Below are 19,665 nucleotides of genomic sequence, written 5' to 3' on the forward strand. Positions count from 1 at the left end.
CGCTCCGACCGCTTCTGACGTATCGTCGCGCTAGCCCTCGATTCGAAACGTTAACGGTCGAAGGCCGACGGGAGGAATACGACGATGAACGAACCCACGATTACGTGCCCCAGTTGCAAGTCAGACATCAAGCTGACGGAATCCCTAGCCGGTCCTCTCGTTGAACAAACGCGTCGTCAGTTTGTCGAACAGCTGAACGAAAAAGATCGGCTGGTTGAAAAGGTCCAGGCCGACATCGCAGCTGAGAAGAAGCGTGTGGAGCTGGAGCGTCAGGCTATCGAGGCGACGGTGGCTGCGCGCATGGACGATGCGCGCAAGCAGATTGCGACGGATGAGGCTGAGCGGGCGAAACGGATCGTGGCGGCGGACATCGAAGAGCGTGATCGCAAATTCGCGGAGCTCCAGGAAATGCTGGCCAGTCGCGAAGAGAAGCTGAGGCTGTCACAGGCTGCGGAGGCTGAAATGCTGAAGAAGCAGCGCGAGCTCGATGACAAGCTGCGAGAGATGGATCTCGCGGTGCAGCGACAGGTCAATGAGGGGCTGGAGGCTGTTCGAGTGACGGCTAAGCAGGAAGCCGAAGACGCGCTTTCGTTGAAGGTCAAAGAGCGCGACACGCAGATCGCGTCGATGCAGCAGAAGATCGAAGAGCTGAAAAAGAAGGCAGAGCAGGGGTCTCAGCAGCTTCAGGGGGAAGCGCAGGAGTTGATGCTCGAGGACATGCTGCGCGCGCGCTTCCCTTTCGATCAGATCGAACCGGTCGGAAAGGGTGAGTTCGGGGGCGATGTCCTTCAGCGCGTGGTCAATCCAGCCGGCCAGGTTTGCGGGTCCATCCTGTGGGAAACCAAGCGCACGCGCACGTGGAGCGATGGCTGGCTCAGCAAATTGAAGGGTGACCTGCGGGCGGCGAAGGCCGACCTCGCGCTGATCGTCTCTCACGCGTTGCCAAAGGACATCGAGACGTTTGGGCAGATGGAGGGGGTTTGGATCACCGGGCCTAAGTGCGCCATGCCCGTCGCGATGAGCTTGCGAGAAAGTCTCGTGCTCATGAACGGGGTGCGGGCGGCCGGGGAGGGGCAACAGACCAAGTCAGCGCTGATGTATGACTATCTCACCGGCCCTCGTTTTCGGCACCGTATCGAAGCGGTCGTCGAGAAGTTTTCAGAGATGCAGGATGACCTCGCTAGCGAGCGCAAAGCGACGATGAAACGATGGGCTAAACGCGAGCAACAGCTGCATACGGTGCTGGACTCGACGGCTGGGCTCTACGGCGATTTGCAGGGGATCGCTGGCCGGTCGATGCTGGAGATCGAAGCTCTGGAAGCGCCATTGCTCGAAGGTCCGGACGACGAAGATTGAGGTAGAAACGGAGATAGGCGCAGCTGGCGAACAAGGCCGAGCTCTCCGAGCTACGATCGGACGAAAGTGCGCCTGAGGGGGTGAAATTAATGAGCGTAAGGTTTGGCGAGGGGCTCGTTATCGGGCTCTGCTTATTCGTGAGCGGCTGTGCGAGCACGGGTGCGTCTTCACAGGATGACGGCGCCGGCGTGGTTTCGCTCGTGCGTGCGGCTCTTGCCCCCGCGCCTTCTGAGATGTCCGCTGCCGACTCATCGATCGCTAGCGCCGTTCAATCGCTGCAGTACCGGTTTGGACTGATGGGGATGCCGATCGATGTCGATCGTGCTGATGCACTGCGTGCCGCTTCAGTCGGCGGTGCGCAGCCGCTTGTGCTCACCCAATATATTCCAGGCCTGAACGGCGCGCCGGGTCGTGTGGTCCCATTGGTGATCCAGCAGCAAAACCCTCTGAAGCAAATCATGCAGCAGGCCGAGCTTTGCGGACGCGCGCTCGATGGCGATCCCGCGCTGATGGTTTGGAGCAATGGAGTTGGGGAAACTTCACCGTCAGCCGTTTCGGCCTGTGGTGGTGACACACCGTTTTATGAGCTGTCTCAAGCGTGGTCCGAAGCCAAGACTTGGCATTTCATGCCGCTGCCAGACTGCGGGGAAGGATCCGACGACCGGTGTGCTGCGCTGTCGAGGAAAATCGACCGGCTGAACGGCCGAGATCCCGTCGCTGAGGCGATGACCGCTGCGGCGCGTGGCGATTTTCGCCTAGGCGTCTTCAACTCCATCGGCCCTATGCCGCAAGGGTGGCGACTGCCTGGCGTAGAATGTCGATCATGGTCGCGCGACATGATTGGAGCTTGGCACGTCAATCAAGACGTCATTCGTCCGGGTGATAGCGAGCATAGCCAAGCCGCTATCGGCTTTATTGCAGCCTACAACCGCGCCGTCGTTCAAGCCCCCTCGTTTCCCTATCGCGACATCTGCGCGGTGGGTCTTGGCAAACCTGCTGCGCGATACGTCGGACCGATCACCAACTGGTCTGAATACGCGCGCGCTAGAGATGCGCAGTCGACCCCGCCGAACGGCGATGTCAACTCCACGGATGTCTTCAATCGAACCGCCCTCGAGTGGGCGTCCGACGCCGATGACGAGCCAATGATGTTGCGCTTGCTGGCTGCGGGCGCAAAACCCAACCAGCCACAAGACGCGCGTGCCCCGTCGGCCTTGGCGCTCGCTCTGAAGCGCCGTCGCCCGGATTTGATCGCTGCCCTGATTGCAAATGGCGCGAAGATGACGGGGCAAACCCAGTTGTGTGAGCAGCCCTTCTACGCCTTTGTTGATGATCCCGCACCGGCAGCCGAATGCGATTGGGTCGGGCTGCTCATCTCGACGGGACGTGAGGATCTCATTGGGCAAGCGGTCGCCGACGGTGGCGGGGGCGGTCTGTTTCCAGCATTTCTTAGAGCGATTGAGCAAGGCGATGACGGGCTCGCACGACGACTAGCGCCGATGGTGGACGGACCCGCCGCAGCGCAGGGTTTGATGAAGGTATGGAGCTTGGGGCGAAGCGATCTCGCGATGGCGATGGTCGTTGGCAAGGGCGGTTCGGCGGCGCGTTCACAGACCGAAGAGCGCGTATGGCGTGCTGCTGCCGAAAACCAGCATGCCGAGTCCCTGGCTTTCGTTTTCCAATATGGCGCTGACCTAAACCTCCTGACCGCCGATCGCGCAGCAAGCTGTGTGAACGCTGCAGCGAGAGGTGACGACGCTGCGCTGCTAGGCTGTGTCGAGGAAGCCGGTCGACGCCGATTGGCGCTCGTCGACCAGCTTGAGAAGGGCGATTTCACAGGCTTTGTCAGGGGTGCGTCAAACGCTTCAGACCTGGTCGAAGATGCGAAACCTACGCTTCTAGAGCGGGCGGTGACTAAGGCGGATTCGGCCACGGTGCGACGTCTTCTCGATTTGGGCGCTCGACCGCAGACCACGCGTTTTCTTCTTAACGGTCAAACCGATCCGCAACCCTATCAAGGCTCGCTGAAAGCCCAAGCTCACGCGCAAGCGATGGTGTCCGACTATGCGACGGCCTCTGTCAGCAGTGGTCAGTTGACGACGCTGCAGACGGCAATCCAGCGACGCGATGCCGGACTGCTTTCTGAGTTGTCCGCTCGCGGTGCGGTTGGTCTCAAGGGCATCGCAACGTCGCAGGGGATGTCGGGAAGTCTGTCTGTCGGTCTGACTGACGAGAGCCGCGACGTCTCCATGTTCCCAAGTCGGCCGTCTTCTGAGCAGTTTGAGACCCTGCAACTCGTCATTCCTGTGCTGGCCAAAGAGGCTAACGGCATGGCGTCTCTGGAAGAGCTGTTCTGGCACGCCATCGGGTTTGGCTTTGACGATGTGCTTGAGCTGATTGTCACCAGTGGATTCGACCCCAGTCGCGCTGTCCGGCCTGATCGGTTTTGGCAGGCCTGGTCAGGGTTGGGGAACGCCTGCAAACCTTCAACCGGACGGCTGCTCGTTCGATACGGGGTGAATGCGCGCTATCCGCTTGATCCGCAGCTGAACGGCTGGTTGCCGCAGAAGATCGTCGCTGCAGGGTGCCGCAATCCCGACAGTGCAGCGGTGCTTGTTGAGGCCGGGCTCGCGCCCATCAATGAGCTGGATGATGGGGGAAGGACGGTGCTCGACGAGGCGCTGGCCCGACCTTATCGGCCGATGATGCAAGCTGCATTGCGGGCGCTGGGCGGACTGCCGGGCGCTGAGGTCGACGCGAGCGGACGTGTGGCGCGCATGGTGGAGCTGCGAGACGGTTACGATTTGGATTTGGAGCAGTCCGAGCGCGAATAGCGCAGACAGAGTGTGCGATGACCGATGCTTTGGGGAACGGTCGATCTCCTGAAGAAAGCTCGGCAGCGACACGTCAGGCTCTCTCAGTGCACATGTAGAAAAAGGCACTGAGAGCGGCGACGCGGCTTTCGATCACAGGTCGTGCCGCCGGTGCAAAGCGCCATTGCCGTACGGAGATCGGCTCTTGCGGAGGCTCCGAATTTGGAGACTATTTGTGGTCATGAGCGACTATGAAAAGCGACTGGACGTCGCCATTGGCAAAGCGATTACCGATCGCCGTGAAGCTGTTGGAATGACGCAGCGCCGTTTGGGCGAAGCGATGGGGGTGACGTTCCAGCAAGTTCAGAAATACGAGATTGGTAAAAACCGCGTCGCCGCATCGAAGCTCGTACTCGCAGCGAAAGCGTTGCGTTGTGATGTCGCTGAGCTGGTTGGGGAAGAGCGTGAGGATCTTCCTGGAACTGCCCGATTGATCAGGGCGTGGTCGAAACTGAATGCGCATCAGCGAGATGCGGTGACCTCGATGATTGAGGCTTTCGAGTAGGCGAGGGAGCAGCGGTTGCAGTTCACATCCGCGACGAGCGGTAGACCAAATACGGAAAAACGGAGGAGCCCGATCAAGAGGGGGCTGGCAGTCGTCGACATACGATGAGCAGTTTTTAAGATGGCGGTCGGCCTGCTCCTCAGTCAGGGTGATAGTCGATGAGAGCCCACCTCACCCTCGCTCTGTGCCTCACGGTTTTGACCGGGTGCGCCTCGCGCGACGAGGGGCCTCAAACCGACGCAGAAGTCTTTGCTCAGCATGATTTCGGAGCTTTGAACTTCAAAGCCTTAATACGGTGGCTGTGCCTTGGAAGCTGGTCGCCGCGGCCTTGGTGCTTGATGATCCGCAAGGTGGCGAAGTCAGCCAGACGCATCTCAAGGCGCGCCTTCAGATGTTTGATCTTCCCCCGCAAAGTGGACGGGGTTAAGCCGCTCTGCGTTCGGCCTCGGCGGGGCTGATATAGCCCAGTGACGAGTGCAGGCGACGGGGATTGTAGAAGCCCTCGATGTATCCGAACAGATCTCGCCGGGCCTAGTCTCGGGTTGCGTAGACGCGGTGATGGACACGCTCTGCTTTGAGGGTGTGGAAGAAGCTCTCCATCGGGGCATTGTCCCAGCAGTCGCCCTTGCGACTCATCGACGGGGTGATGCCGGATCGGGCGAGAGCCAAGCGGTAAGGTTCTGCTGCATATTGGATCCCGCGATCCGAATGATGGATCAGCCCAGTCGCGGGCCGCTGGCGTTCGACAGCCAGGTTGAGTGCGTCGAGGGCGATCTCGGTGTGCAGGGTTTGGCGCATCGACCAGCCGACAATCTTGCGGGTGTGCATGTCGAGGATGGCGGCGAGGTAGAGCCAGCCTTCGCCGGTCGGGATGTAGGTCAGGTCGGCGAGCCAGACCTGGTTGGGAGCCGCCGCCTCGATGTTCCGGGCCAGCCTGTTGGGCGCGATGGGATAGCCGTGACGGCTGTTCGTCGTCCGGGCGCGACGCGGCAGGGCCGCCAGTCCCCGCAGGCCGGCGCGGCGCATCAGCCGCTCCACGCGGGATCGACCGACCCGACGCCCATGCCGCCGCAGGGTGGCGTGGACACGCGGTGAGCCGTAACAGCCGCTGCTTTCGGCATGGATCAGGCGAATGTTCTCGGTCAGCTCGCGATTGGCGACAGATCTTGGGCTCTCAGGGCGACCGCGCCAGGCGTAGTATCCGCTGGACGACAAGCCGAGGACCGCGCACATCACGCGGACCGGCCAGACCTGACGATGCCCATCGACGAACCCGAACTTCATCGGGAGGTCGCTCCGAAGATGAGCGCGGCTTTTTTTAGGATGTCCCGCTCCATCCGAAGCTGACCGTTCTCCCGCCGCAACCGGGCCACCTCAGCCGCCAGATCCGACGGCGACGGGGACGACGCCTGCGTTGTGGGGCGCCGCGACGTCCCCGTCGCTAGCACCCCGTTCGCACGGTCCCGGGCCTGGTTAAGAAACTCTCCGCCTGGGACGACTATTGCGAAGGAGAGCGGCCTGTTGTCGCCGCGATAAAGCGGCTCGGCAAGGTTTAGCTCAACTCACTGGCCCCTGGACTATTGCGTCGGTTCCCGCCGATTGCGTGACTTTGCACTTGAGACGGAATCCGTCGTCTCCTGGACGAGGCGGGTTCGAGTCCGGCAGAATATAAGGACCCCCTCGCGCCGGACCTCAACTGCGTGACGGCTCGGCATTCCCAACAACTCTCGCACGGCGCGTACCGCCGCCTGTCCGTCGTCGTTCAGGTCGGCGTGCTCGATCGCCGGTTCGGAGGAGGCGCCGTAGCGATAGCGAAGTTCGTACATAGGGATGGCAGGCCAACTGCGCGTGCCTCTACTCGTTCCTGTGTCGGCTCGGCGACGGCCCCCGCCGACATCCCCGACGATGGCCAATTCATCGCCAAGCCTTACCATCTTGATATGATCACAAATCTGATCGCGTCGCTCCCGCGGAGCTAGCCCGCGGCCTGCCCGGCGACCCGGCGCGGTTGTCTGTTAGTTCGGCTCTCGGCGCGCCTGTTGCAGCCTCGATTCCGTCGAGGGCCAGCCGCTCAATTAGAACTTCGGTCAGAATTTCGGTCGCAAGCGATGTTGCCGGTGAGCCTGCCTGTCCGAAATAGCGGATCGAGGCATCCAGCTGGCTGCCATTCAAAGACCGGGCAAAAACGAGAACACAATCCCGGTCGCCCCCAGGAGAGCCTGCGCTGCTCAGGCTGAGATGTTGAAGAAGAAGATCAAGCGCTGCGCGCTCAAGGTCTCTACACGTCAGGCTGGACACCAGGGACGACTTTCCTCCCAAAAGATGCCGAGGGTGGGGCGGGGGGGCGGGACGCCGGCTGGCGCCCGCCCCGCTGTAGGCGATAACACGGAATGTTATTGGAGTGGCGTCTTGGTGACCTTGTCCGCCCACATCTGGGCCACCTTGCCCGCAGCTTCCCGTCCACCAAGCCCGAAGGCAAGAGCCGCGGCGATAGCGGCGGCCCCCAGGATCAGGCCAAACGCCAGAAGCACGATGTCGTCTGCGATCCCCATGAACCGCAGGCCCATGGCGGTAGCCAGAGCGATCGTCGCCCAGCGCACCAAGGTGGAGGCGAACCCGTCCGCGCCGCCCGTGCCCTTGTTAATCAGGTTTGCCAGAACGCCCCCGATCAGCACGCCGGCGGTGATGATGATCCCGCCGACGATGACATGGCCGGCAAGCGCCAAGATTTCCTGGAGGGTGACGGCGATTGTGCCGAACTGCAGCAGCTTGGCCGCCTCCACCGCCGTGAAGGCGACAATGGCGACCATGGCGATCTTGCCGACGATGCCGGATGGGGTCATCGGATTCGACACCTCGCCGCCAAGAGCCCGCGCAGTCGCAGGAGTGACGTCACCGGCATAGGGAGCCGTGGCCGGATTCGGCGCCGCGGGTGTTGAAGTCGAAGCTGTCAGCGAGGTCAGACTCGAGATGCTGCGGTCGAACCCGGTCGCAGGGAGGACGCGCTCGATCAGCTGAGCGACCCAGCGGCCGATGAACCAGCCGACGGCCAGAACGATCGCGGCGGCGAGCACGTGAGGAATGGCTGCGAGGACGGTCGAGAGAACGGCGACCGCCGGGATGGTCAGGGATTCGATGCCCAACTGCTCGAGGGCGGCAATGGTGATCGGGATGAGGATTAGGACGAAAACGAGGGTGCCGATCGCCGAGCTTACGCCCGTCGATCCGGTCGCCTTAGTCAATCCAGACTTCTCAAGCCAGCGGTCGGCATTGGCGGCTTGCAGCGCCGCCTCAACGACGCGCTTGGCCAAGGTTGCGACCACGAAGCCGATGAAGAAGATGAGCACCGCGCCGAGAACGCTCGGAACGAACGAGGCGACTTGATTCAGCAGCGAGTTGAGAGGGGTGACGACCTGGCCCAGATTGAGGACGCCGAGGGCGGCGACGACGCCGAAGAGCAGGATCAGCCAGAAGGCCACATCGCCGAGGCTGGCGCCGATGGAGTGTTTGGGATTGTCGCTCGCCGTAGCCGTCGCGGCGCCGGGAATGCGGTTGATTACCTTGGCCAGGGCCCACTTGACCGCCTTGCCGATGAACCAGGCCACGAAGAGGATCAGGACGGCGCCGATCGCCTTGGGCGCCCACTCATAAACGAGCGCGTTCCAGCTGATGAAATCGTAGTCTGTCGTTTGCATAGAGCCCTCTCAAACCCGGCGCCTTCGCGGGGTGTTCCATTCGGTAAAACCTGTGAGCTCGCCGCAAGTTCCGTCGCGTCCGGGACACAGCCCTGATCCGCCGTCGAGAACCTTCGTCAGGCTTGACCGGTGGGCAACCTAGGGAGCCTTGCATGACGACAGTCGCTGCCGGCGACCCGGGTCTTGTGGGGACCGTGCAAAGCGCCTTTTCCGGTGACGCGACCATGGCGCGTGAACTGGCCGGCGCCGTCGGCGTCTATTCCGTTCGCCTCCTCGTCGCTCTCCTCATCCTGGCGGTGACGCTATGGGCATCAAAGCGTCTGGCCCGTCTAGTGCACAGAGCTGTCGACCGACTGCCCTACCACCACACCGCTGACGAGACCCTGGCTGACTTCGTTTCCGCCCTGGTCCGTTATCTCGTCATCGCGATCGGGGTAATTGCGGTCCTGCAGCAGATCGGCGTCCAGGCCACGTCGGTCCTCGCCGTCCTGGGGGCGGCGTCCCTAGCGATCGGGCTGGCGCTCCAGGGCACACTGGGCAACGTCGCACCCGGGGAGATGATTGTCCTGTTGAGACCCTATCGGGTCGGCGACAAGGTCGAGCTCAACGGGCGACAGGAAGATGGTCGATCTCGACCTTTTCAACACGAGGGTCGTCGATTTCGACGGACTGACCCTCTACCTGCCCGACGGCAAGGTGTTCGGCGAGATGATCGTCAACATGAGCCAGTCCGGCCATCGACGCATCGAACTCGTCTTCGGCGTCGATTACGACGACGATCTGAACACGGCCTTGCGGCTCCTGATCGAGTGCGCCCAGGCAAATCAAAGCGTCCTGAACGATCCGCCGCCCTGGGCCAAGGTCACCAGTTTGGGGGACAAAGCCGTCAATGTGACCCTGCGCTGCTGGGCAAGCTCCGATGACTATGTCGATGCGCGGTTCGACCTGACCAAGGCGATCAAGGAGACCCTGGAGGCGCATGGGTTGAGCTTCCCCTATCCTCATCAGGTTACGATAAACAGGCCAGGCCTCGCGAAGGTCTCTCCCGACGAAGAGCGGACGCCATTGGAACCGGCGCTCGGGGCTTGAGTCACTGCATCGGATCCGCCGCCCCTGCCAGCCATTGTTAAGCGTCAGCTGCGGCGGCCGGTTGACGCCCCGTCGCTGGGCGACGGGGCCGTTGGGGTTCGAGGCTCTACGCGCCTTTGCGTTGCATCGCTTCGGCGTTGACTGCAGCATCAGCGATCGTGGTGAGGTCTTCGTCGGTCTGGGACTCCTCCTCGAGCGTCTCGTCTAGCAGGGCAGCGGCGTCCTCGAGACCCAGCACCAGCGCCCAGCGCTTAAGCGTGCCGTAGCGCGTGATTTCATAGTGTTCCACGGCCTGGGCCGCGGCCAGCAGGCCTGCGTCGAGCGCAGCTGTGTCCTTGTACTCCTCCATGATCTCGTCCCCCTCGGCAAGGATGCCTTCGATTGCGTCGCAGGTCTTGCCGCGGGGAGCCTTGCCGATGATCTCGAACACCTGCTGCAGGCGTTCGATCTGGCCTTCGGTTTGATCCTTGTGCTTTTCGAAGGCGGCCTTTAGCTTGGGGGACTGCGCGGCCCGGGCCATCTTCGGCAGAGACTTCAGGATCTTCCTTTCGGCATAATAAATGTCCTTAAGCGTGTCGTGGAACAGGGTGTCGAGGGTTTTCTCGGCCATGGTGCAAACTCCTGATGATGCGCCTAGCGCGCCCAGCAAAAAGGGCAGGCGGCTCTATTGGTTCCTGTTCGCAGGGCAGGCGGGTAGGCGGACGCAGGCGCAGGTCTCGACCGCCGCGAGCACCAGCGGGCCGCGTCCGACACGGTTCTGCGCAACTTCCGACGAGTCCGCTTCCAGTGAACGACGAGGCCGGCCGACCGCCCCACCTGACCGCGTCCCTCGGCCGACACGGAAACCGCCGCCTGCGGCCAACCATTCACCCTCTCCCGGGCGCCGTCGCAGGCGAAGCGGGCTTGCCCAGCAAGCCGCCAAGGAATTCGAAAGCGCCACGCTCCTTTTCATGACTGCTGACGGGAGCTGTGTTTGCGATCCGCCCGGATATGTCGTCCCGGGAAAGAACAACCCGCCAGCGACTGCTGCCCATCGGCGAGGCTGGCAGCGAACATCTGGTGGACCCGCATTGCGTTCCGATCCAGTGCGACTCCATCCATCGCAGCCCTCAAGGGCGGTAATGCGGCCTGGCCGATGATGTCCTCGCCCAGCCAGGCCGCCTGACGCAGTTCGGGCATGAGCCGCGACGCGCCAGCTTAGCCTTAACGCATGGTCATGTCAGCCGGCGTTGGTAGGGGGGGAGGGCCTGTACTTTGTCGAAACAGACTCGCCGCAGCGGTCAAAACCAAGTTCGGCCCGCCCCTGAGCCACTGAAGGTTCGGAACGGGCCTGCCCGGTTATTCCCTCCCGGATGCCTTTAACGTAACGCGAGTTGTTGAGATGGCAAGGGGCGCGGATCTCCGAATCTACGGTCTGGCGATAGTCTACAAATGACCCAGCATCGCCGCCGCGCGGGACGCACAGATCCGATCTTCGTTGCTTGGTCGAGCACTCGAAGCTCGCCTTTCTGGGTGAATAAAAACGGTCGTTCCTGGCGCAAAGCCGGCGCAGGCCTGTCTAAGTGTAGATCCAGACAAACCCACTGATGCGGGGAAAAATCCAACAGCTGCGGCCCGTTTTACGCGCCGGGGCAGGCGCTGTGAACATTCCAGGTGTGGTCGAAGTCACACCAACCCGATGTCCGATATGACTCGCACTTTTGTATCGTATAGCAATATTGGGTCGTAGGCGCCTTTGATGGACCGAATAGAGTGGGATTGTTGTCAAATGCTAAAGACGGGGCTTACCAGTTTAAACCCCGTCTATACCACCTTCACAAAAGCATTCTGTTGCCTTCAGGCATAGGATTTCATCCGTACAAATCCCATGGTGTGTCAATGTCAGACACCCCGACTGCAGCGTAATGATTGAAAAGGTGGGCGGTAGCCTCCACAAACGGCGTATACGCCTTGCCTTCGTTTGGAAGATACGCAGCGGTAAGATCAACCGCGCAATCTAGCAACGCGATGACGATGCTGCTTGCCGATATCCCTTCATCATGAAGCTGGTCTATCAATTTGTAAATTTTCTTCCTCTGGGTTTTATCTATTTCCTTGTCATTTGCGGATCCACGTTTGTTTATATCAAAACCTCTCAAGTGATGCTCCGAGCCGCAATAGGTCCGAGCCTCGAAAAGAGGGGTAGGGGGTCGGAACTTTAGCCCCGGCGTTAACTTTTCAGCACCGCGGCTTGCACTCTCTCGCGTTGATTTTGTCATGCGTTGGTTTCCTTTGAAGGTCGTTTGAAGCAATTGTAAGATTAGCGCCCATGAGGCGCGTTTTTCTCAACTCTATCGATCAATAACAAAGCTGATTATATAATATTTACAGTGCAAAAGTGCTTTGGTTATTTAGACGTAGTGGTTGACGTGACCCCCTGAAACTCCTCCAGGAATAGCTAGAGTCCGCCCCTCGAAAGGACGGACAGAATGAAGCGATCACGGTTCACGGAAGAGCAGATCATCGGAATCTTGCGCGAGCAGGAGGCCGGTGTCCCGGTGGCGGACCTGTGCAGGAAGCACGGGCTGAGCTCGCCGACCTTCTACAAGTGGAAGGCCAAGTATGGCGGCATGGACGTGTCGGAGGCCCGTCGTCTGAAAGCGCTGGAAGACGAGAACGCCAAGCTGAAACGGATGCTGGCGGACTCGATGCTGGACAACGTCGCGCTGAAGGATCTGCTGGGAAAAAAGTGGTGACGCCCGCTGCGCATCGAGAGGCGGCGGCGCACCTGCAGTCGGCCTACGAGATGAGCGAACGGCGGGCCTGCCGGGTGCTGGGCATTGATCGGACGAGCGTGCGCTATCAGGCGACACGACCGGACGATGGCACCCTGCGCGATCGGCTGAAGGCCCTGGCCCAGGAGCGTCGGCGGTTCGGCTATCGTCGTCTGCACGTGATGCTCCGGCGCGAGGGCCATGCGGTCAACAAGAAGCGGGTCCAGCGGATCTACCGCGAGGAAAAGCTGACGGTGCGTCGGCGCGGCGGGCGCAAACGCGCGATGGGCACAAGGCGGCCGCTGGAGATTCCTCTGGTCGCGAACCAGCGCTGGTCGCTGGACTTCGTGTCCGATCAGATGACCGACGGGCGGCGCTTCCGCATCCTGACGGTGATCGACAACTGCACACGTGAGTGCCTCGGACTCGTCGCCGACACCTCGCTGTCGGGCCGGCGGGTGGCGCGCGAACTGGACGCCATCATCCTGCGACGCGGGCGCCCCGAGACGATCATCAGCGACAACGGCACGGAATATACGTCCAACGCCATCCTGGCCTGGGCCGACGGCACCGGCGTGGGCTGGCATTACATCGCGCCGGGCAAGCCCCAGCAGAACGGCTTCAACGAGAGCTTCAATGGCCGCCTGCGCGACGAACTGCTGAACGAGACGCTGTTCCGGTCCCTGCCGCACGCCCGTGCCGTGCTCGAAACCTGGCGGCGCGACTACAACGAAACCCGGCCGCACTCGAAGCTGGGATGGCTGACGCCGCAGGCTTACGCAGATGCGCTCAACGGACAGATCGGCCGGTCCGCTGCGCTGGTTGAAGGCTGCGCTGACCGGCCTCTTGCCAACCCCACCAACCCCAGTTCAGATCAGCAAAGGACTCTCGTTATGGCTGGATGAGAAACGGGGGTCACGTCACGGTCTTCACCCTGGTCACTGATACGATTTAGTCCGCCTCGCGGATTGGTGCCGTTACAGACCGAACGATACTCTGAAAGAAGATGCTCAGAGATCGAGCTCGGACGGTTTTTAGATCCACCGACTGCCTGGGAAGCCGTTTCGGTCGGGGCAAGGGAAGCCGCAATCAGGGCCGAAGCCAATGTCGTAATGAGCATAGTCACTGAGCCTCAAACGTCACATGGAAACGGATGGTTGAAGGCACGGGGTCATTGCCCGACATGGCGGGTCGCAGTCTCCCGGATGATAACGCTCCTGCAACGGCTGCGGGACCTAATCCATATCGCGGTGGGCTTTCCCACAGCACCTCGCAATCGGCCAGACGACCGTTGGTTGTAACTGTGCACTGCAGTAGCGCCGCGCCAGTTACGTCTGCTTCTATCGCGCGTTGAGGCATTTTAGGTTGTGGCTGGGATATCCATGACGCAGGCGTGATGGTTGGGGGCTGCGACGCGCTCGGTCTTGAGACGTCGTGATTTAGCGAAGGGATTGCGTCTTCAGAGCGAGGTGAGGATCTCTCAGATGGGGCGGGGTCTGTCTCGGGCCTTTGAGGGCTAGCCGTAGCCGGGACCAGGATAAGCCTTCGCTTTCTACCGCTTTGGGAAACCTCGATTATCACTCCCCCGTCAGACCTCTGGAATTCAAACGTAGGGCCGGCGCCTGAGTTTGTCTGGAGATCATTTATCTTCATGGTCTTGAGATTGACCGCATAGGTCGTCCCGCCGCCTGCGGCGTTGCCCGTATTTTGGGTCAACAACACAAAGTCGCCCCAGGCCTGCGTGAAATGAACGAGCCCCAACCGCAGAGCGCGACGGCTTCGCGACCCTTCGCATCCAATGCAGAAGACGTCGTTCTCCTCATTGTTGCTGACCAACTTCAAACCTCCGCGCTCGAAGAGCGTTTGGTCGCTGGAGTAGGGATCGGATGTCCTGGCCTGCTCATCGGTGGGCTGCGCCGCATCCGTCGTAGCCCCGGCTTGTCTAAGACGCTTTGTCGCTTTGGCGACCAGCTCGAAGAACCAAACGTCTGGAACAGAGGACGTTGTCTGCCGGCTACCAGGTCCATCCGAAATCGATGTGGTATAGAGATACTCGCGGCCTCCAGCTTCCTTCTGGCGCGTGAATTCCAACCGATAGCTCTGACCATCGCCTGAAGCAGGGGAGACAGTGGTTGAACAGCTGACACGTTTGGTCTGAGGATCTCGCCCTTCGACGGCAATATCTGCGAACTGGATCTCGTCTGCGATGATCTCTGCGATGTCAGAGCGCCGGGCGATAGCGGCGTCGACGCCATCTCCAAGAAGAAGACGATAGTCACCAAGATTGGCGATCAGGACAGAAATGACGTCCTGGTGAACTTGGGGCGATGCGCAGACCTGCTCCGGCGATTGCGGGATGCAGGCCGAAAGGGGAATAGCAGCCAATAGGGCTGCCGGCGGAAGCCGGGTCATGTGAAATCCTATCAAAGGTCGCCCAGGTGCTGCTCTTTTAGCAGCAACCTGGGCGGGGTCTAGCGAGAAGGGGATGGTTGAGTTCTTCCCCCGATGAACGTCGCTTTTTCCGAGCCTCACCGAGAGCTCGTCAGGCGGCTTGTGGAGGCCAGAATTGCTGCCGGTTTAAGCCAGCGCCAGTTGGCCGAGCGGCTTGGCGTCGATCACTCCTGGATCGGAAAATTTGAATCCGAACGGGTCCGTCTCAACGTTATTCAGTTTCTGAAGTTGGCTGACGCCCTAAACATTGACGCGGGCCGGCTGCTTGTAGGTCTTGGTGAGCTTTCCAAGATCCCAATGGTCGCGACGCGTGTCGGTGAACCAAAAATCGCCGAATAGGACCACATAATCCCCACAACAGCTTTTGGGGAAAAACGAGAATTGGGCCCAGTTGACCGATCTAAAAGCCGTTTAGATGGATCAGGAACACATCTAGATGGGTCTGGGGGGCGCTTAGTACTCATCAGCCAGCATAATGGTCATGACGCGCTGGGTGATGTTTGGATCTGACGGATCGTCAGAGGCATATCGACGATCCAGATCGTAATAATCGATTTTCCAGAGGACACGGTTGCCCTCGATATCGACGCCGCCGAAATCGTGCTCGTTATAAGGGTCGTTACCAGCGGGAAAGTTGGTTTCTCGCGCGATCGCAGCGCGAACCTGAGCGACGAAGGGAAAACCGAATTCCAACAGTCCTCGCGTTACAAGAACCAGCCCGCCCTGGCCGGACGCGCGCAGTTGATCGTTCAGCGCGCGAATGCGCGCAGTCTTTTCGTCTGTCATTTTAGGAAATGCCTTTTGCGGCGAAGACGCTAGATTCGATCCAGCGCCATCAGCGTAAGAACGAGTACGAGCCCGTTCGATTGAGAAAGCTGACGCGGAAAATCAGCCAATGCATTGGTTTCAACCGTCACCCGCACCGAATGGCCACCGTCGAGATCGATCCCCACAATTTCTAGATCGGGGTCAAACGCGATGGATTGAATGCTGATCGTTACGGGATCGATGAGATGCGAAAGAGAGCGGGTCACAGCGTGTGCACCAATCGATGTTGCGCGCGACTATCGCCATCGATGTAGCGTTGCGTCGTCTCGATCGACTGATGCCCGGCTAAAAGTTGGACATCCCTGAGGCTTGCGCCGGCGCGGTGCGCTGCTTTTGCTGCGGCGGTTACGAACGTGCGCCGTCCAGAGTGCGACGAACAGCCGTCCGCGCCAATGGCGTGAAATGCGCAGCTGAACCAGTTGACGATACTGTTTGCGCGCATGCCTCCGCCTCTTAGCGAGCGCACGACCGGCCCTATGCGTAGTGCTTTTGGGGCCAGCTTGACCAGGGCCTGACTGAGTTCTGGATGGATGGGAATGCGACGGCCGGATCCCTTCTTAGCGATCGCGTCTCTAAGCTCGATGATGTTCGACACTCGACCTCTAGCGTCCGTGACCATGGACCAGTCCAACCCCGCGATCTCGCAGGCTCTCAACCCGGCGCGGACCGAGAGTAGCACGATGACGCGATCTCGCTCGGGGGTCGGGGAGCGCCGAGTGTGTGCGAGCAGTCGCCGAAGCTCGCCGCTGGTGAGGATCTTTGCTTGTCTGCCGGCCATGAAGTTCCTTTCTGGGCATGCAAAAATACCCCCGCGCTTGGGGCGCGGGGGCAGGGTGGTAAGAGCTGTCGAAGTCAGCCCTCGTGGAGCTGAATAAATGCGTTCATCGGGCGACGGCCGCTGCCCCGAACGCTGAAGCTATCTGTCGGGGCATGCGTGTAGGCCGTTCGAAAGTTCGCGAGCCCGAGTTGCTCCGGCGGCGCCCGTGAAGCCGCCAGCATGGCGAAGCCCTCGGTTGGTAGCATTCTTTGATAATGCGCTGCCCCGATTGCTAAGCCGCCGCCGAGGAAGCTGCTGGCGCATGCGAGCCCGTGACGATGCCAAAAGACTTCCCGACCGGGGGCGTCGAACCCGTGGATAGGGTTGAGGAGCACGCGGGGCCAATGAGTGCGAATTCGGTGGTAAAGGTCTGAAAGCCAGAGCCACGATTCCGTTGGCGTCAGGTCGTCCCATCCATCTGGAACGGCCGTCTTGTATCGCATGGCTCGCAGCTTGGTCGTTGGGCCTAGCGCAAGTTCGGAGAAGACGAAGCTGTCGTAGCAGAGGCACAGCATCGCGATGTCGCCGTTGGGGAGCGGCAGAAAACGATCTTCGGTGAGAGCATCCTCATGGTCCAAGAGATACGGGGCACGACCATATTCATTGGTATCGCCATCTGTCGGGAAGATTTTTCGGACGACCGCTAGACAGCCATTCTGATTGAATGCCGCTAGAGCCTGGTCTCCTCGAAACCCCCACGGGCGGAACCGGTTGGTGTCGATCCCTATCACGATGACGCACCCGGGCGACCCTTCACTGAGCTTACGAACGGCCTGGACGCAGATGTCGCCGACAGATGCGTCGATCATCGCGCGTCTGAGTGTGGTTGGAGCCGGAGCGAGCCAGTCTGCCGTTCGAAGGTAGCCAGCGGGGAAGACAATGGCGTCGAGAGCGCGCCAACCCCGGCGCCGAATGGCGCGCATGATTGTGACCATAAAGTCGAGGCGAAGCTCGGTCGATCGGGGGCGTGTGGCGGGGGAGCCTTTGACGTGAATGCTCACGATCCGCGCTGGCCGTGAGCCGCGCATTTCGCTGAGCATGGACTGATCTCGATGTGTTTGGCTGACATTTCATTATACCATCGATTTGGTGCAATGTCAATAACGCATTGAAAAGGCATGAAAAAAAGTGCCGAACCGAGCCGGCCGTCTTCAAAAAATATCCTATTGATATTGTTATATCAGCATGATACCTTTCGCTCGTAATCGGAGAAGCAACGCATGCGCAGATCGCAGCTAGTGAAGTTGGTGGGGTTGAGCGAGGAGGCCTTTAATCTTCTCAAGGCCCGTAAACATGTCCCGATGCGTGGGCGGCCTCCTGGTTCGGGGTGGCAGGATTTCACGGTTGAGGACGCCATCGCCTTTGAGGCGGCTGTCGCATTGGCGCGATGTGGCGTTAAAAAGAATAACGCGCGTGCGTGGGTCGATCTCTATTTCGACGTGGCCATCGAGCGCGCGAGCGAGAACGACCGCAAGTCTACCGATCCCGTCTATCTCGGCGTGGTGACCTCCTTCGGCATCGCAGAGACGACGCTTGTCGCCGACGACCAGTTTCCGTTGGTTGGATCAGCGAGTGACATCGCGAGCGAGCTGCAAAGCATCCAGGAAGCCCTCGGGCAGGATCGCTGGCTCGATGGTCTCATAACCATCAATCTCAATCTCTGTGTCCAGCTCGTCTATCTGCGGGCGGAGCAGGCCCTGATTGCTGATGATCGGCTCGAAGAGCTCGCGACCCTGTTCGGCGCGCGCAGCCGCATGATCACGATCGTTGAGTAGGGGGCGATAATGCCAAGGGCTTCAACAAGATTCACAAAGGCGGATGTGGCGCGCGCCTTGAAAGGGGCCAATGAAGCGGGGTTCGACGCGACCAGCGTCGAGATAATGCCTGACGGCGTGATCCGCATCTCAAAGGGCGGGGTGACCGTAGAGCCCGTCCTAAGTGCGTATGATCAGTGGAAGGCTAAGCGGGGTGCGCATTAAGCTGAAAGGGCTCAACGTCGTGCGAAAGACGCGCGCCGACGGAACGAAGGTCATCTACTACTACGCTTGGAAGGGCGGTCCGCGCATCGAGGGCGAGCTGGGCTCTGCCGAGTTCATGGAAAACTACAACGCGGCCCTCGCCGACCGTAGGCGCAAGCCGTCCGATACCCTCGTCGCCCTACTGGACGCCTATGAGTCGTCATCGGACTTCCGCAGTCTCGCCGAACGTACGCGCACAGATTACAAAAAGCATCTTCGAGCGATCGCCAGCGAGTTCGGCGACTTCCCTATCGCCGCGCTGAGCGACAAGCGCGTGCGGGGCGACTTCTTATCCTGGCGCGACCGCTTAGCGTTGAGCTCGCGACGTACAGCTGACTACCGGTTCACCGTCTTCGCGCGCGCTCTGTCTTGGTCCGTTGACCGGGGGCTCGCCCCTTTCAATCCATTGGAGCGACAAGGGCGCGTCTATCGTGCGACGCGACGGGATAATGTCTGGACCGACCATGATGAAGCGACCTTCCTGGCGCAGGCCCCTCGCCATCTCCAACTAGCGTTGCTTCTCGCGTTATGGACCGGGCAACGGCAGGGGGATCTGCTGCGGCTGAGCTGGAGCGACTATGATGGCGACGTCATTCGGCTCAAGCAGCGCAAAACAAGAGCGCGAGTGGCGATCCCTGTCGGCGCCCCTCTGAGGGCGGCCCTCGAGACGCTCGCCATCCATACGGGCGACAGCGAGACGATTTTGACCACTGAAGCGGGACGGGCTTGGACCGAATCTGGTTTCCGCGCTTCGTGGAGAAAGGCCTGCGCCAAAGCTGGCATCGCCGACGTCACGTTCCACGATCTGCGCGGAACGGCGGTCACCCGTTTAGCTATGGCGGGTTGCAACGAAGCTGAGATCGCTACGATCACGGGCCATAGCCTGCGAGACGTCGGTGCGATCCTCGATGGCCACTATCTCAAGCGCGATCATTCGCTCGCTGTGTCTGCGATCAAGAAGCTCGAAGCGAAAGCGGGCTTTCCAACTTTTTTCCCAACTAAGGCTGAGCGCACATAGTCGCTTCCCAATGGTGGGGGATTTTCTCTAGCAAAAACAAGGGGGACGATGGTGGGTGATGTAGGGTTCGAACCTACGACCCGCTGATTAAGAGTCAGCTGCTCTACCAACTGAGCTAATCACCCGACCGATCGTCTGCGTCTTCGGGGGCGAGGCCTTGCCGAAGGGCGCTCCTACTACCCAGCGGTTCGGGGGTTGGCAAGCGCTTTCGCAAACTTTCTGCGACGGAGTATGGTCCGCGTGGAATCAGCCGCGGCAAGCG

General features: G+C 60.6%; 16 protein-coding genes, 1 tRNA gene and 2 pseudogenes. 9 read left to right on the forward strand and 10 right to left on the reverse strand.

The window, feature by feature from the left end:
- Nucleotides 1-84: 84 nt before the first annotated feature.
- From O2K97_RS08265 to O2K97_RS08275, 3 genes are all read left to right on the forward strand, one after another.
- Complete coding sequence (locus O2K97_RS08265; protein WP_269218889.1) at nt 85-1,356, forward strand: DUF2130 domain-containing protein; 1,272 nt, start codon at nt 85-87, stop codon at nt 1,354-1,356.
- A gap of 302 nt (nt 1,357-1,658) precedes the next feature.
- Entirely contained in the window at nt 1,659-4,190 is a 2,532-nt protein-coding gene (locus tag O2K97_RS08270) for a hypothetical protein (RefSeq protein ID WP_269218890.1), read from the forward strand.
- 220 nt (nt 4,191-4,410) lie between these two features.
- Nucleotides 4,411-4,734 carry a helix-turn-helix domain-containing protein gene (locus O2K97_RS08275; RefSeq protein WP_269218891.1) on the forward strand — a complete coding sequence of 108 codons (324 nt, stop codon included), beginning with the start codon at nt 4,411-4,413 and terminating at the stop codon, nt 4,732-4,734.
- A 423-nt stretch (nt 4,735-5,157) separates the two neighbouring features.
- On the opposite strand, the pseudogene O2K97_RS08280 reads toward O2K97_RS08275, so the two are convergent.
- Together O2K97_RS08280 and O2K97_RS08285 are read right to left on the reverse strand one after the other, a co-directional pair.
- Nucleotides 5,158-6,185, reverse strand: a pseudogene (locus O2K97_RS08280) (IS3 family transposase); the annotation flags it as partial.
- Nucleotides 6,186-7,127: 942 nt separating this feature from the next.
- Nucleotides 7,128-8,339 (reverse strand): mechanosensitive ion channel, encoded by a 1,212-nt coding sequence (locus O2K97_RS08285; protein ID WP_419466059.1) that lies wholly within the window; start codon nt 8,337-8,339, stop codon nt 7,128-7,130.
- 314 nt (nt 8,340-8,653) lie between these two features.
- Here O2K97_RS08285 and O2K97_RS15720 point away from each other — a divergent pair.
- Nucleotides 8,654-8,899, forward strand: a pseudogene (locus O2K97_RS15720) (mechanosensitive ion channel family protein); the annotation flags it as partial.
- Between the two features lie 151 nt (nt 8,900-9,050).
- Complete coding sequence (locus O2K97_RS08290; protein ID WP_269218893.1) at nt 9,051-9,518, forward strand: mechanosensitive ion channel family protein; 468 nt, start codon at nt 9,051-9,053, stop codon at nt 9,516-9,518.
- A 106-nt stretch (nt 9,519-9,624) separates the two neighbouring features.
- Here the strand turns inward: O2K97_RS08290 and O2K97_RS08295 are convergent, their stop codons facing one another.
- Nucleotides 9,625-10,128 (reverse strand): ferritin-like domain-containing protein, encoded by a 504-nt coding sequence (locus tag O2K97_RS08295; protein WP_039248899.1) that lies wholly within the window; start codon nt 10,126-10,128, stop codon nt 9,625-9,627.
- A gap of 1,240 nt (nt 10,129-11,368) precedes the next feature.
- Nucleotides 11,369-11,656 carry a hypothetical protein gene (locus O2K97_RS08300; RefSeq protein ID WP_269218894.1) on the reverse strand — a complete coding sequence of 96 codons (288 nt, stop codon included), beginning with the start codon at nt 11,654-11,656 and terminating at the stop codon, nt 11,369-11,371.
- A gap of 330 nt (nt 11,657-11,986) precedes the next feature.
- On the opposite strand from O2K97_RS08300, the gene O2K97_RS08305 reads away from it, so the two are divergent.
- A protein-coding gene (locus tag O2K97_RS08305) for an IS3 family transposase (protein WP_269218895.1) occupies nt 11,987-13,176 on the forward strand; the annotation gives its coding sequence in 2 pieces (ribosomal slippage) (nt 11,987-12,245 and nt 12,245-13,176; 1,191 coding nt in all).
- A 217-nt stretch (nt 13,177-13,393) separates the two neighbouring features.
- On the opposite strand, the gene O2K97_RS08310 is transcribed toward O2K97_RS08305, so the two are convergent.
- Complete coding sequence (locus tag O2K97_RS08310) at nt 13,394-14,683, reverse strand: energy transducer TonB (RefSeq protein ID WP_269218896.1); 1,290 nt, start codon at nt 14,681-14,683, stop codon at nt 13,394-13,396.
- Nucleotides 14,684-14,776: 93 nt separating this feature from the next.
- Here O2K97_RS08310 and O2K97_RS08315 point away from each other — a divergent pair, with 93 nt between their 5' ends.
- A complete protein-coding gene (locus tag O2K97_RS08315) occupies nt 14,777-15,061 on the forward strand; it encodes a helix-turn-helix domain-containing protein (protein ID WP_269218897.1) in 285 nt (94 codons plus the stop codon).
- Nucleotides 15,062-15,175: 114 nt separating this feature from the next.
- Here the strand turns inward: O2K97_RS08315 and O2K97_RS08320 are convergent, their stop codons facing one another.
- The 4 genes from O2K97_RS08320 to O2K97_RS08335 form a co-directional block, all read right to left on the reverse strand.
- Entirely contained in the window at nt 15,176-15,508 is a 333-nt protein-coding gene (locus O2K97_RS08320) for a DUF3768 domain-containing protein (protein WP_269218898.1), read from the reverse strand.
- 29 nt (nt 15,509-15,537) lie between these two features.
- Nucleotides 15,538-15,756 (reverse strand): hypothetical protein, encoded by a 219-nt coding sequence (locus O2K97_RS08325; RefSeq protein ID WP_269218899.1) that lies wholly within the window; start codon nt 15,754-15,756, stop codon nt 15,538-15,540.
- A complete protein-coding gene (locus tag O2K97_RS08330; protein ID WP_200165772.1) occupies nt 15,753-16,328 on the reverse strand; it encodes a tyrosine-type recombinase/integrase in 576 nt (191 codons plus the stop codon). The genes O2K97_RS08325 and O2K97_RS08330 overlap by 4 nt, the downstream gene beginning before the upstream one ends.
- Nucleotides 16,329-16,402: 74 nt before the next feature.
- On the reverse strand, nt 16,403-17,176 hold the full coding sequence (locus O2K97_RS08335; RefSeq protein ID WP_200165770.1) for a hypothetical protein: 774 nt from the start codon (nt 17,174-17,176) through the stop codon (nt 16,403-16,405).
- Between the two features lie 411 nt (nt 17,177-17,587).
- Between O2K97_RS08335 and O2K97_RS08340 the strand changes: the two genes are divergently transcribed.
- Together O2K97_RS08340 and O2K97_RS08345 are read left to right on the forward strand one after the other, a co-directional pair.
- Nucleotides 17,588-18,142, forward strand: a complete 555-nt coding sequence (locus O2K97_RS08340; RefSeq protein ID WP_088582839.1) for a hypothetical protein — start codon at nt 17,588-17,590, stop codon at nt 18,140-18,142.
- Nucleotides 18,143-18,335: 193 nt separating this feature from the next.
- Complete coding sequence (locus O2K97_RS08345) at nt 18,336-19,403, forward strand: tyrosine-type recombinase/integrase (RefSeq protein ID WP_200165762.1); 1,068 nt, start codon at nt 18,336-18,338, stop codon at nt 19,401-19,403.
- A gap of 49 nt (nt 19,404-19,452) precedes the next feature.
- Here the strand turns inward: O2K97_RS08345 and O2K97_RS08350 are convergent.
- A tRNA-Lys gene (locus O2K97_RS08350) sits at nt 19,453-19,528 on the reverse strand.
- Nucleotides 19,529-19,665: the final 137 nt, after the last annotated feature.

The organism is Brevundimonas vesicularis (assembly GCF_027105095.1).
Classification (GTDB): Bacteria; Pseudomonadota; Alphaproteobacteria; order Caulobacterales; family Caulobacteraceae; genus Brevundimonas; species Brevundimonas vesicularis_E.